This is a genomic window from Chitinophaga sp. 01L420 (assembly GCF_056399985.1).
In genome coordinates, this window is sequence record NZ_JBFTSK010000004.1 from 106,567 (window position 1) to 121,592 (window position 15,026).

Here is a 15,026-nt window from a genome sequence, read left to right on the forward strand (position 1 = left end):
GGTACTGGTTATAAGAAAGCGGGTACTTTTTATAACTGACGGCGAAAGTCCAGTGGCGTGAATGTGGTATATTTTTTAAAGAAGCGGGAGAAGTAAGAGGTGTCATTAAAGCCCAGGGCGTAGGCAGCTTCCTTTACATCCATATCGGTGAGTGTGAGCATACGTTTGGCTTCCAGCAGCAGGCGTTCACGGATATATTCCCCGGCGGTTTTGCCGGATTCTTTTTTGCATACTTGGTTCAGGTAGCTCGCGGTGACGTGCAGCTGGGCGGCGTAGTAGCTTACTTCATGATATTGCGCATAATGTTTTTCCAGCAGGAGGAGAAAGCGGTTGATAAGATGATTGGAGGCAGCCGCCACTTCTTCCGGGTGCGTGGCAGCATACCAGCGTTGCAGCAACAGTAACACAATCTGCAGCCGGTGCTGTATGATATTGGCCGCGGCTTCTTTTTCCATGAGCTGTAATTCATGGATCAGCTGTTCGTATTGTCCGGTATCCAGTTTGAGTGCCGGCACGGCAGCAGGGGTAAAGAATGGCCATAGCGGACCTTTTTGTAACATAAATGCAGCAGAAAACATCACCTGGTAGCCTGTCGTGTTTTTGGACATATGCCATTGGTGTGCCTGGCCGGGGGCGAGAAAGAAAACAGTCCGGTTGCTGACCTTATAATCTTCAAAATCAATCGTATGTGTGCCACTGCCCTGGCTGATCATCATCAACATAAAAAAATCATGTTTATGCGCCTCGGGTATGACAGGCATATTTAATGGCGCATGATGTACGATTTTGAAATCTTCCTTTTTGTAAGGAAGATTAAAGATTTTTTCAATACCGAAGGTAGGYAGCGACATGTGGCGAAATTACGAATTAAGGGATATGAATTCGTAATTTTGCGCCATGCCGGTGTTACACAACTCAGATTATCAAGCGCCTTTTTTATTACAGAATCGTCATATGCTGACGATTTATCCTTCATTGTTTCGCAGTATTAAACCCGCTGCCTATCGCCGGGAGCGCATTGTTACGCCGGATAATGACTTCCTGGATCTGGATTTCAGTGAGCAGGGGAATAAAAGCATTGTGGTGATTTTGCATGGCCTCGAAGGCAACTCCACCCGCAAGTATGTGTTTGGGATGGTACATATTTTCAATGGCGCCGGATTTGATACCGTGTCCATGAATTTCCGGGGATGCAGCGGAGAGCCTAACAGGAATCTTCGTTTTTATCATAGTGGCGAAACGGATGATCTCCGTGCCGTAATCGCCTACCTGGTATCGCTGAAAAAATATACGGCCATACATCTGGTAGGTTTTTCGCTGGGAGGGAATGTGACGTTGAAGTACCTGGGAGAGCAGGGAGACGATGCGGTGGGGGTGATTAAGTCGGCAGTAGCTATATCGGTGCCCTGTGATCTGAAGAGTGGGTCTGCTGAGCTGGAGAAAAGGCATAACGTCATATATATGCAACGGTTTATCCGGGATCTGGGTCATAAGTTGCGGTTAAAAGAACAGCAATTCCCGGGCAGCATCAGCCTGGACCGCTATGGGGAGGTGAAGTCTTTCCGGCAGTTCGATGATCGCTATACGGCGCCAATGCATGGCTTTAAGGACGCATTGACCTATTGGGAGCAATGCAGCTCCCGTTCTTACCTGCATAACATTCGTATTCCGGCCCTGGTCATCAATGCGCAGGATGATCCCTTTCTGGGCAAAGAATGCTATCCATACGAAATAGCTGCTGATAGTCAGTTTGTTTACCTGGAAACGCCACATCAGGGTGGACATGTAGGTTTTGTAAGATTCGGGGAGGACTTTTACTGGTCTGAGAAAAGGGCGTTGGCGTTTCTACAGGAAGCGTAGCAGGGACCTTTAATCTCCCGCTATAGTGTTATTGGTATTATTCATGCTTTTTTATAATTTACATCCGAACGGTGTGCATCATTTAAAAATTGTTATACTCAATGGAGCGAATGCCATCAGAAGAGGAAGTGTTGTTGAGGATGATAGGAGGCGATGAATTGGCTTTTTCCAGTATTTACCGGCACTACCATTCTTCACTCTATATCTACTTGTTACGCTTTTGCAAAGTGCCTTCCCTGGCGGAGGACCTTGTTCATGATGTATTTCTGAAGGTTTGGGAAATCAGGGCACGTATTAACCCACAGCTCTCTTTCAGTGGTTATCTTTACCGGATTGCCCGTAACCACGTTTTCAAAACCATTGCCAAATTATCGACTGATGAGCAGATGCGGGAGCAATTGTTTCTGCAGTTGGTGCATCAGGATGCGGGATTAACAGACCTGGCTGTGAGAGCGCGGGAGTACGATCGTCTTTTCCAGGAAGCATTGAGTCAGATGACCAGTCAGCGTTTGAATGTATTCCGTCTTTGCCGGCAGGAAGGTAAAACATATGATGAAGCCGCCGCCATATTAGGTATCTCCCGTGATACCGTCAAAAAACATATGGTGCTCAGTATGCGGTTTATACAGGATTATATTTTCCGTCATGGGGATATCCTGGTGGCGGTATTGCTGATCACGACCGTTATATAAAAAAATATTTTTCCGCAGGGGTACCCTCTTTCTTTATTTCCGGATATTATATACAGGACTTGTGTTTAAATGGTCCTGCATCATTATAATGAATCAGCCGGAAGACTACCAGGAAGCATTACTGAAAAAATATCTTGACGGGCAATGCAGCCCGGAGGAGATGGCCACTTTGTATAGCTGGCTGCTTTCTTCCGATACGCATAAACCGCTGCTGGCAGTGATGCAACAGGATTTCGAACGTATCATGAAAGCGCAGCCTGTTGTGCCGGAAGAATTAAGTAACCGCATAGAAGCCAGGTTACTGGAGTCTATCGGTCGGGAAAAGGTGGTGCAGATGAAGGTTTCCCAGCGGTGGAAATGGGGTGTTGCTGCTGCTGTTGCGGTATTACTCGTAACGGGAGTTACTGTGTTTTATAATTTACCCAGGCCAGTAAAAGCGCCGGTATTGGCATTAAAAGTAGCCGATGTACAACCGGGTAGCAACAAAGCGGTGCTTACACTGGCAGATGGATCAGTAGTAACATTAGACAGTGCAGGTAACCAGGTAATACAACAGGGAGGAACAAAGGTGGAACAGAAGAATGGAGAGCTGCAATATGCAACAGCCGGCAATAATGCTTCCATTGGCTATAACATGCTGAAAGTGCCGCGTGGTGGCCAGTTTACCATTGTGTTGCCGGATGGTACACAGGTATGGCTGAATTCAGCTTCGAGCTTACGCTATCCCACAGCTTTTACCGGTAATAACCGTACTGTGGAAATGCAGGGGCAGGGCTATTTTGAAGTAAAGAAAAATGCCAAACAACCCTTTGTCGTAAAAGTGAATAGCATGGAAGTGCAGGTATTAGGTACTGGCTTCGATATTATGGCTTATGATGATGAAGAGGAGCTGAGAACAACGCTGGTGAGTGGAGCGGTAAAAGTGAAACAGGGCGTGGTGGAAAAATACCTGAAGCCCGGACAGCAGGCGGCTATTGACAACAGCACTGGTGTAATGTCTGTACGCAATGCAGATGTACAGGAAGTGGTGGCATGGAAAACTGGATTTTTTGAATTCGATAATGCCAATATAAATGTCATTTTACGGCAGTTAGCCCGTTGGTATGATATAGAAGTAGATACTAAAATAGTAGATAAACGATTGTTTGGAGGTAGGATCAACAGAAATCTGCCATTGTCAGAAATGCTGTCTCTGCTGGAAAGCAGTGGCGCCAGGTTTAATCTGGAAGGAAGAAAATTAACCGTTATAAGATAATTGCTTGAAAAATTGCTGCTTCCACGTTGCGGCAAACCACGTATAAAAAGTAGAAACTGATAAATTTTTAAACAAGATGGCAACAACCGAGACAAGCTAGTCAGGGAACGTATGCCCAAAAAAAACCGGAAGTGCTCGCAACACTGCCGGTATGAGTCTGGGCATCCCTTGAAAATCAATCCCTTAATCGAAGAACTATTTTACAAGAATTCCCAAACACTACAAAAGTATGCAATTAAACTTATGTGGTATAATTTCCTGTACCCGGAAATTACTATCAACCAAAATGTTCTGCGTTATGAAAATGACCGCCTTTTTGCTACTCACAGCTTGCCTGCATATCAGCGCAAAAGGATTGTCGCAGCAGATCACCCTCTCGGAAAAGAATGCACCACTAAAGAAAGTGCTGAAAGAAGTAGCCCGACAGGCGGGTGTTTCCGTGGTGTATGATGAGGCTTTACTGTCTTCTTTCGCTAATGTCAATGTAGACGTTACCAATGTATCCGTAAAGGAAGCATTGGACATCTGTTTGAGGAATAAGCCATTGGCTTATGTGATGGAAGGAAACCGTATTACCCTGGTGAATGTATTCCCGGAGAAGGGGGCGGCAGATTCCAGTATCACGGTTACCGGAAGAATTGTGAACGAAGCAGGTGATCCTATTCCGGGAGCAACCATACGGATACAAAATTCCGGTAGTGGTACCGCGGCAGATGGGGAAGGAAAATTTAGTCTGAGAGTACCTAACAGCAGGGTGTTCCTGCTGATATCCTTTATTGGCTACGACAGTAAAACGGTGGCTGTTGCTACCGGTCCAATGCGGATACAATTAAAACCGGCTAACACGGCACTTACAGAAACCGTAGTAGTAGGTTATGGCATCCAGAAAAAGAGTGTGGTGACCGGCGCAATTTCCAGTGTGCGTGCTGCGGACATCGAGTCGCAGCCCGTTACCCGTATTGAGCAGGTATTACAGGGCCGTACTTCCGGTTTAACGGTGGCTGCCAGCTCCGGACAACCAGGATCTGCTTCTTCCGTACGTGTGAGGGGGATTACCTCTTTCAATAATAACAATCCATTGTGGGTAATAGATGGAGTAGTGGTAGACAATGGTGGTATCAGTTACCTGAACCAATATGACATAGAATCTGTAGAAGTATTGAAAGATGCCGCTTCCCAGGCTATTTATGGTGCACGTGCTGCTGCCGGCGTCATCCTGGTGACGACCAAAAAAGGGAAGGCAGGTAAAATATCTGTTAGCTATAACGGTTACTTAGGTACCTCTGCTCCTGCGCGCAAACTGAAACTGCTGGATGCTACCCAATATGCTACTTTAAGAAATGAAACAGCAGCCAACGATGGTAAACCTTTACCATTTGCTAATCCTTCATCTTATGGAAAAGGTACCGACTGGCAGGCGGAAATATTCAACAACAATGCGATCCGTCAGAACCACGAACTGAGCATCAGTGGAGGCAGTGATAAATCTACTTTTTATACCTCCTTTGGATACCTGAAACAGAATGGTGTGATTGCCTCCGAGATCTCCAAATACGAACGCGTTAACTTCCGTTTGAATTCCATACATAAAATTACACCGTGGCTTACCTGGGGTGAAAACGTAGGTTATTCTTACGAAAAAAATATAGGCATTGGAAACACCAATAATGAGTTTGGCGGTCCGCTGAGTTCTGCTATCAACCTGGATCCGATCACTAAGGCGGTGATTACTGATCCTGCGGAATCAGCCAGTGGTGAATACCTGCAGAAAGGCGCCCGCAAAAATGCGGCTGGCCAGTTTTATGGTATTTCCAGCTCTGTAACACAGGAGATCGCAAATCCACTGGCATATATCAGCACCCACCTGGGCAATTATAACTGGTCACATAACGTGGTAGGTAATACTTTCCTGGAAATGGAACCTATTAAAGGATTGAAATTCCGTTCCACACTTGGGGCCAAAATTTCTTTCTGGGGTGATGAAACATTTACACCGATTTACTATTACAACAGCGTTTCTAAAGGTACACGTACTTCCTTTAACCGTGGTCAGCACCAAAGCTATGCATGGAATCTGGAAAATACGGTATCCTATACACGTAGTTTCAATAAGCATAATATTACTTTACTGGCTGGCCAGGGCGCTTATATGGATAATCGTTTGAAAGAAACCAACGTATTATTCTATGATATTCCTGCGGAAACTTTTGAGCAGGCATCGCTTAATTTCAAATCAGCTGCTGCCAATCGTATCTCTGATGGTAAGGAAAATGTAGATCACAAAGTATCTTCCCTTTTCGGACGTATCAACTATAACTACGGAGAAAAATACCTGGTAGAAGGTATTCTGCGCCGGGATGGTTCTACCCGTTTTGGTCCGAATCATAAATATGGTATTTTCCCTTCTTATTCATTAGGATGGGTAGCTTCAAAAGAAAGCTTCTGGCCTGAAAATAAAGTAATGGAATTCCTGAAATTCCGTGGGGGCCATGGTACCGTAGGTAGTGATGATATTGATGATGGGGCTTATGAATCCACTATCGGTAGCGGCAGAAACTATAATTTCGGGTTAAACAATTTCAACGTAGGGTACAGTCCTAATGCACCCGCCAACCCTAACCTGAAATGGGAATCTACCACGCAAACAAATGTTGGTTTTGAAGCAACATTGTTACGCAATTTTACCATCGCCTTCGATTGGTACAGCAAGAAAACAAAAGACATCCTGATGAAGCCCCGTCTTCCTTTATTCACCGGTGCTATTGCCAACTCCGCTGCCAATGTGGGAAGTATGACTAATAACGGTGTTGAACTGGAACTGGGTTATCATGCCAAAATTGGTGAGGTAGAGTTTTCTGCCAATGGTAATGCGTCTTACATGAAAAATAAGGTGACTTTCCTGGGTGACGGTGTAGAAAAGTTAGATGGCAAAGATGTGAATTTCCAGAACATGCCTGGTATTGTAAGAACGCAGGTAGGACATGCCTTTAACTCATTCTATGGTTTTGAGTCACTGGGTATTTTCCAGGATCAGAAATCAATAGATGAATACACTAACAAGGCTGGTCAGAAAATACAGCCCAATGCGAAACCCGGAGATTTTCAATGGGCTGATCGTGATGGAGATGGATTGATCAGTGATAATGACCGCACTTTTATTGGTAATCCAACGCCAAGCTGGACGTACGGTTTGACCATCAGCGCTGCCTACAAGGGCTTTGATATAGTAGCATTCGGTCAGGGCGCTTCCGGGAATAAAATCTTCCAGGGATTACGCCGCCTGGACATTCCAAATGCCAACTGGTCTACCAAAGCACTGGAGCGCTGGACACCGGAGAATCACTCTACTACTTATCCAAGGCTGACACAAACAGATGCTAACAACAACTACAACAGGTTATCTTCTTTCTACCTGGAAGATGGTGGTTACTTCAGACTTAAAACGATACAGATAGGATATTCTCTGCCATCTACCGTAGTTAAAAGAATTGGTTTACAGAAAATACGTGTATACATAATGAGTGAAAACCTGTTGACGATCACCAAATATACCGGTTACGATCCTGAAATTGGTGGCACCGATGCGTTGAGTGTTGACCGTGGTGTATACCCGCAGGCACGTTCCTTTATGGGTGGTTTGAATGTTACTTTCTGATAACTTTAAAGCTGATTAAAAATGAAAAGAAAAAACTTAAAATATATAGTAGCTATTACAGCAGGTTTGCAGCTGATGGGTGGCTGTAGCGATAAATTTGTAACCGTTGCTCCGAAAGGTAATTTCCTGGAGAGCAGCTACTATCAGAACCAGCAGGAAGCCTTTAACGGATTAGTAGCCATCTATGATATGGTAGGATACCAGGCCGGCAACTATACCAATAAAACAGGCGCCATGGATGCCGCTTCCGATGATCACTGGACAGGTGGTGGTGGCCCGGCCGATATCAATGTATTCCAGGTAATGACCCGCTTAAGCATGTTGACTCCTCTTACAGGACCGCAGGAAGAGCTGTGGAAAAAAGGCTTTTCCGGTGTTAACCGTGCAAATGTGTTATTAGCCAAGTTGCCTAATGTGCCGATGGATGATAACCTGAAGAAGAGATATGCAGCGGAAGCGAAAGTATTGCGGGCACATTTCTATTTCGACCTGGTTCGTTTATTCAAGAGTGTACCCCTGATGACGAAACCGCTTACACCGGAAGAAGTAAAAACCGTTACCCAGGCAACTCCTGAAGAGGTATATAAACAAATTGAACAGGATTTGAAAGATGGTATTGCTGAGACCAACCTGCCGGATGTTCCTCCACGTGTTTCAGAAGGTGGCCGTATGGGTAAAGGTATTGCACATGCTTTGCTGGGTAAGGTATATTTATATGAAAAGAAATGGACAGAAGCAGCCGCTGAATTTAAAGAAGTGAATGGAGAAACACCCGGACAGCCCAGCGGTAAATATGGCTACAACCTGGTAGCGAATTTTGCCGACCTCTGGAAGTCAGACGATGCCTTCAAATTTAACACAGAATCTATCTTTGAAGTATCCTATACATCTACTTCCGGTGGCAACTGGACAGATGGTGTGGCTAAGACTGACGGTAACATGCTGAATATTCTTTGTGGTCCACGTAGTCTTACACCTACACCAGCCACTAATGAAGTATCCGCGTATGTAGCTGGTTGGGGCTTTTTGATCGTCTCCAAAGAACTGGAGGCAGTGATGAAAGGTGATCCGCGCTATGCCGCTACCATCTTAAATATGAAAGAGCTGGTGGATGCAAAAAAAGCTACGTATTCTCCCAGTTTTGATGACACCGGTTTCTTCCTGAATAAATTTGTTGGCCGTACTGCCAATATTTCAAAAGGTGGTGGTAACATGGAGTTGAACTTTCCTCAGAATCTGTATGAGATCCGTTTGGCAGATACTTACCTGATGGAAGCAGAAGCCCGCGTGAAAGCAGGAGAAGGCAGCGGTGCCGGTACACGCGCTTACCAGTTGCTGAACGCTGTGCGTGCCCGTGTAGGTCTGACTGCTATAGATGCCACTTATGATAATATCTTTAAAGAAAGACGCCTGGAACTGGCAGGAGAAGGACACCGTTTCTTTGACCTCGTGAGAAGCGGTCAGGCAGCAGCGGTGCTGAATGCTATTCCTAACAGAACCTTTAAGACAGGGAAAAATGAAATATTGCCTATTCCTTACCTGGAACTGGAAAATACAAAACTGAAGCAAACTCCTGAGTGGGGCGGACAATAACCCCGCCGGTATTCCCGGATTTTGAGAATTCCCATCGTAGTTATTTTATTTCTTGCCAGACAAAATAACTACGATGGGAATTTCCGGAATTCGGGATTACTTTTGTCCATTAACAATTCCTTTTTGCTATGAAGAGAACCAGTCAGTTTTTGTGTTGCCTCGCCCTGGTGGCAGGTATTCCCACCACTGTTAAAAGTCAGCAGAAAAAATCAAATGAGATCAGTTACTGGTTAACTTCTCCCGAAAAATCAATTGCCCTGCAGCAACAAACCAATACGCTGCCCTTTACCGCTACAGATAAAGGTATTGCTACCATTGTAGTAGAAGAAGCAAAAAAGTTCCAGCAGATAGATGGTTTTGGTTTTACCCTCACCGGCGGCAGTGCTACCCTGATTAACCAACTGCCGGCAGCACAGCAGAAAGCATTGTTGCAGGAACTCTTCCTGACAAAAGGTAATGGCATTGGTATCAGCTACCTCCGCCTCAGCATCGGCGCCTCCGACCTGAGTGCTTCCGTATTTACCTATGATGATATGCCTGATGGGGAAACAGATCCGGAATTACAGCATTTCAATCTCAACGAAGAAAAAAAAGACCTGATCCCGGTGTTACAAAAAATTGTGGCATTGAATCCGGCTATTAAAATATTAGGTTCTCCCTGGACACCTCCGGCCTGGATGAAAACCAATAACTCCTTTATCGGCGGCAGTTTGAAACCAGAGTATTATGCTGCTTATGCGCAGTATTTTGTGAAGTATATAAAGGAGATGAAAGCTGCTGGTATTACCATTGATGCGATCACCATTCAGAATGAACCGTTGCATCCAAAAAATAATCCCAGCATGCTGATGCTGGCGCCAGAGCAGGCCGTATTTATTAAAGATCATCTGGGACCCGCTTTTAAAAAGGGCGGAATAAAAACAAAGATCATACTGTATGATCATAACTGCGATAAACCGGAGTACCCTATCAGCATATTAAAAGATCCTGCCGCTTATCCTTTTATAGACGGCTCTGCCTTTCATTTGTATGGCGGTACCATTGACGCACTGAGCACGGTGCATGAGCAATTTCCTGCCAAGAACCTGTACTTCACAGAACAATGGTCGGACGGCAAAGGCAGTTATGCCAATGAAGTGAAAAATAATACGGGTAAACTCATTATCGGTGCTACCCGCAACTGGAGCCGCAATGTACTGCAGTGGAATCTGGCAGCGGATGCCCGGTGGAATCCACATACCGATAAAGGTGGTTGTTCTCAGTGTCTGGGGGGTATCACCATTGATGGCAATGCGGTATCACGTAACTCCTCCTACTATGTAATAGGCCATGCGTCTAAGTTTGTACCGGCAGGTGCGGTAAGGATTGCTTCCAATATTCCCGGTAAACTGGATAATGTGGCGTTTAAAACGCCTGCAGGTAAGAAAGTATTGATTGTTGTCAATAACGAAACAACGCCACAAACTTTCCAGATTAAAGTAAATAATAAACTGGCCACTGCTTCTCTGAACAGTGGAGAAGTAGCGACTTATGTTTGGTAAAAGACAGTAAAATAATTTATGAAGAAGATATTTTTAACAGGCGCCTGTCTGCTTGCCATAGCCGGTAGCGGATATAGTCAGCAGAAAAAAGTAACGGTGATTACCACCGCAGAAAATACTGACCTGCGGCTAACGCAAACCGCTACACTTGAATTTGCCAACATGCCGCAGCCACTGGAAACAGAGCCCTGCGTGTTTGTAGATGCTAAAAAAAGCTTTCAGACTTTTATCGGTATTGGTGGCGCCCTCACGGATGCTTCGGCAGAAACATATGCCAAACTGCCTAAAGCAAAACAGCAGGAGTTGCTGAAAGCATATTATGATATTAATAACGGCATCGGATATACGTTTTCAAGAACAAATATACAGAGCTGTGATTTTTCCAGTGGTACCTATAGCTATACCGCAGAAAATGATTCGGCATTGAAAACCTTTAATGTAGACCACGACAAACAATACCGCATTCCCTTCATCAAGGAGGCCATCGCCGCAGCTGGCGGGAAGCTCCCGTTATTTGTAAGCCCATGGAGTCCTCCTGCATGGATGAAAGACAATAACAATGTATTGCAGGGTGGCCATTTGTTAAAATCATTTTACCAGGCATGGGCCAATCACTATGTGAAGTTTATCAAAGCATACGAAGCACTGGGTATCCCGGTATGGGGACTTTCTGTACAGAATGAACCAATGGCCAAACAGAAATGGGAGTCCTGTATTTATACCGCAGAAGAAGAGCGTGATTTCATCAAAGGTTACCTGGGCCCCACCTTGCAAAAGGCGGGTATGGGCAACAAAAAGCTCATCGCCTGGGATCATAATCGTGACCTGATGTATCAACGTGCCAGTACACTATTACATGATCCTGCAGCGGCTAAATATATCTGGGGCATCGGTTACCATTGGTATGAAACCTGGACGGGCAGCGAGATGCAATTTCAGAATGAGCGCCTGGTACACGAAGCTTTTCCTGACAAACCACTGGTGTTTACAGAGGGCTGTATAGAGAAATTTGACATGGCCAAAGTGCATGATTGGTTTATAGGAGAAAAATATGGCACTTCGCTGATCGGAGATTTTAACGCTGGTACAGTAGCGTGGACAGACTGGAACATCCTGCTGGATGAACATGGGGGCCCTAATCACGTGGGTAATTTCTGCTTTGCACCCGTGCATGCCGACACTCAAAAAGGAGAATTGATTTATACCAACGCATATTATTACCTCGGACATTTTTCTAAATTCATTCGTCCGGGTGCTAAGCGGGTGGCGAGTTCCTCCAGCCGTTCTATGCTGCAAACCACCGCTTTTGTGAATACAGATGGTAAACTTGCGGTAGTGGTGATGAATACTACCGATAAAGAAATTCCTTTCCATTTGTGGATAGCAGGGAAGGCGGCAGCTACCAGGAGCTTACCGCATTCCATCAGCACAATGATCGTACAATAAACCATATTTTTGGCGGAAGACGGCGGCATCCTGGTTGAGGGTGTCGCCTTTTTTTATGCGGTAATGATTTTTTCACATATCGTGACACTGGTTTAACATGCAGGTGCAACCTTCCCAAAGGTTGTATATATTGCCTTACACGCTCGTTATGATCAGCACCTGGCAGGAGAATATGGCATTGAACAATGATAGTAATGCTTCCGAGGCATTATGCCTGCATTTGATATCTGGCTTGTCTAAATTCGCCGACTCCTTTTTAAAAGATTCCCTGCCCTGGATAAAAATAAAAATCTCATACAAACGGTTTCATGGAAATAAACGATTTCATTTATGGGTATTGAAAGGAGAAAGTTTTTAAGAAATATTGGATTAACCATGGCTGGTGCACTGGCCGTGCGTTTGCCGGTAGTAGGCAACGCCATATCGGCTAATCCTCATTACCTGCTCACTACCCGTCAGCCAGATACGGCGTGGATCGCTTCTTTGTATGAACGTGGCACTGTTACCACTTATCTCAAAAGCAAAAATGAACTGCAATATATTGGGATGCCTGTAGGTGGTATTATGTGTGGTACCCTGTACCTGGGTGGTGACGGGCGTTTGTGGCTATGGGATATTTTCAATAAAAACCAGGAAGGCATAGAACCCAAGGTGGTAGACTATAGCGTGAATGTATTGGACGGTGGAAAAAAAGTCCGTTCCCGTGATGGCGCCTGTTATATTGCGCCTTCAAAAAATATTCGTCCGCTGGATCAGGGATTTGCATTGCAACTAACGGACGATCATAAAACCATTATCCGGAAATTTGACGAGGAGAGCTGGCCGGAGATCAGCTTTGAAGCTACCTACCCGATGGCCACTATCCGGTATACAGATCCTGCGCTTCCTGTGGAAATAGTGTTAGAAGCCTTTTCTCCTTTTATTCCGCTGAATGAAGATGATTCCGGTTTACCCGTTACCATCTTATCTTACAAAATTATCAACAAGGGTACTACGCCGGTAACTGCTACCATACTTGGTTGGCTGGAAAATAAAGCGGCCATTTACAGTGCGGGTGATGCACATGAGCGGGTAAATACCGTCGTAAATCAACCGGGCTGGCAGGGGGTGCATGCCACGGTGCGGGTGAAAACCGGAAGCAATGAGGAGTTCAGCAAAAAGTATGATTATGGTAATCTTTGCCTGGCCGCTTTTGGTACCCAGGTAATGGTGAATCCAATGATACCGGTCGGTGAATTATCGGCTGCTGATTTTAGGCTCATGTCTGCCAAACAGGCGATTAAACCAGTATCAGACAAACTAACCGGCAGTGTTGCTGTTCAGAATAAAATACTACCTGGTAAGACTATACGAAATGATTTTGCCATTAGTTGGTATACACCTAACCTGTATTTTAATGGTATACAGGGAGAAGGCCGTTATTATACCAACCAGTTTACCGATGCCGTAGCGGTGATGAACTATGTGCAGAAAAATTATATCCGCTTAAGCCATGAAAGCCGCTTGTGGAAAGATACCTGGTATGATGCCACCTTACCGTGGTGGTTTATGGAGCGTACTTTTCTGAATATCTCTACGCTGGCCACTACTACCGCTCATCGTTTCCGCTCCGGCCGTTTTTATGCCTGGGAAGGAGTCGGGACCTGTGAAGGTACCTGCACGCACGTATGGCAGTATGCCCAGGCAGTAGGCCGTATTTTCCCGGCACTGGAAAGAGATACCCGGCAACGTGTAGATCTGGGCATCGGGCAGATGCCGGATGGAGGCATTCTTTTCAGAGGAGAAGCAGAGAWGCGCCCGGCTATAGACGGACAGGCAGGCACGGTATTACGGATTTACCGGGAGCATCAGATGAACAAAGACACTAGCTTCCTGCAACATAACTGGACCAATATTAAAAAGGCAACGCTGTTCATTATTCACCAGGACCGCAATGGTGACGGTATGGAGGATACGCCGATGGAAAATACACTGGATGCCGTTTGGGATGGAGAAATTGCCTGGATAGTAGGATTGTGTATTGCAGCTGTAAAAGCCGCTGCGCTGATGGCTACCGAAGTAAATGACACCGCCTTTGCAGCTATCTGTAACGACTATACGGAAAAGGGTCGACGGAATATGGAAACACAGTTGTTTAACGGCGAATACTTTATCCATCAGCCGGATAAGGTGAAAGGGCGTTCTGTGATTGGATCTTACAATACCTGTCATATAGACCAGGTATATGGCCAGAGCTGGGCATTCCAGTTAGGTATGGACCGGGTGATAGATAAAGAAAAAACATTGTCGGCTTTAAAGGCTTTGTATAAATATAATTACAAGCAGGATGTAGGTCCTTATATCGCAGCACATCCGGGCGGCAGGCCGTACGCACTGGCAGGAGAAGGAGGCATGATCCTGAATACCAATCCCCGGAATGAACAATATCCTTTCGGTGTGAAAGATGCGTGGCAGCTCGGATATTTCAATGAATGTATGACAGGGTTTGAGCACCAGGTAGCTTCGCATATGATGGCAGAAGGTATGACCGATGAAGCACTCACACTGACACGTGCGGTGCACGATCGTTATCATGCGTTTAAGCGGAATCCGTTTAATGAAATAGAATGCAGTGATCACTATGCACGTGCTATGGCCAGCTACGGTACTTTCATTACGGCTACTGGTTTTCAGTACCACGGTCCCAAGGGATATATTGCTTTTGCACCTGCATTAAACAAGAACGATTTCAAGTCGCCGTTTGTGACTGCAGAAGGTTGGGGCACATATACGCAAAAAGGTGGGCATCATATGTTGCAGTTGAAGTACGGAAGTCTGTCCCTGCAAACGTTGCGCTTTGCACATAGTGGTGTAAAACTGGTGACTATTGCCGGTCAGAAAGCCCCGGTGGCCTTCACGGAAGCCAACGGATTTGTTACCCTGCAACTACCTGCACCGCTGCGTATAAAAGCAGGACAATCTCTTAAAATTACAATTGTATAACA

At 45.4% G+C, this 15,026-nt stretch carries 9 protein-coding genes; 8 read left to right on the forward strand and 1 reads right to left on the reverse strand.

Annotation, left to right across the window (positions count from 1 at the left end; genetic code table 11):
* Positions 1-29: 29 nt before the first annotated feature.
* Positions 30-851, reverse strand: coding sequence for a helix-turn-helix domain-containing protein (locus AC1DP6_RS05760; RefSeq protein ID WP_477053963.1), 822 nt, complete (start codon positions 849-851; stop codon positions 30-32).
* 103 nt (positions 852-954) lie between these two features.
* Here AC1DP6_RS05760 and AC1DP6_RS05765 point away from each other — a divergent pair, with 103 nt between their 5' ends.
* The 8 genes from AC1DP6_RS05765 (at position 955) to AC1DP6_RS05800 (ending at position 15,024) form a co-directional block, all read left to right on the forward strand.
* Positions 955-1,860, forward strand: coding sequence for a YheT family hydrolase (locus AC1DP6_RS05765; protein ID WP_477053964.1), 906 nt, complete (start codon positions 955-957; stop codon positions 1,858-1,860).
* Positions 1,861-1,961: 101 nt separating this feature from the next.
* Positions 1,962-2,552 carry an RNA polymerase sigma factor gene (locus tag AC1DP6_RS05770; protein ID WP_477021860.1) on the forward strand — a complete coding sequence of 197 codons (591 nt, stop codon included), beginning with the start codon at positions 1,962-1,964 and terminating at the stop codon, positions 2,550-2,552.
* Positions 2,553-2,613: 61 nt separating this feature from the next.
* A complete protein-coding gene (locus tag AC1DP6_RS05775) occupies positions 2,614-3,807 on the forward strand; it encodes a FecR domain-containing protein (protein ID WP_477053965.1) in 1,194 nt (397 codons plus the stop codon).
* Between the two features lie 298 nt (positions 3,808-4,105).
* Positions 4,106-7,462, forward strand: coding sequence for a TonB-dependent receptor (locus AC1DP6_RS05780; protein ID WP_477053966.1), 3,357 nt, complete (start codon positions 4,106-4,108; stop codon positions 7,460-7,462).
* A 21-nt stretch (positions 7,463-7,483) separates the two neighbouring features.
* A complete protein-coding gene (locus tag AC1DP6_RS05785; protein WP_477053967.1) occupies positions 7,484-9,055 on the forward strand; it encodes a RagB/SusD family nutrient uptake outer membrane protein in 1,572 nt (523 codons plus the stop codon).
* Positions 9,056-9,183: 128 nt separating this feature from the next.
* Entirely contained in the window at positions 9,184-10,596 is a 1,413-nt protein-coding gene (locus tag AC1DP6_RS05790; RefSeq protein WP_477053968.1) for a glycoside hydrolase family 30 protein, read from the forward strand.
* Positions 10,597-10,614: 18 nt separating this feature from the next.
* Positions 10,615-12,042: a glycoside hydrolase family 30 protein gene (locus AC1DP6_RS05795; protein ID WP_477053969.1), complete on the forward strand. Its 1,428-nt coding sequence runs from the start codon at positions 10,615-10,617 to the stop codon at positions 12,040-12,042.
* 330 nt (positions 12,043-12,372) lie between these two features.
* Positions 12,373-15,024: a GH116 family glycosyl-hydrolase gene (locus tag AC1DP6_RS05800; RefSeq protein WP_477053970.1), complete on the forward strand. Its 2,652-nt coding sequence runs from the start codon at positions 12,373-12,375 to the stop codon at positions 15,022-15,024.
* Positions 15,025-15,026: the final 2 nt, after the last annotated feature.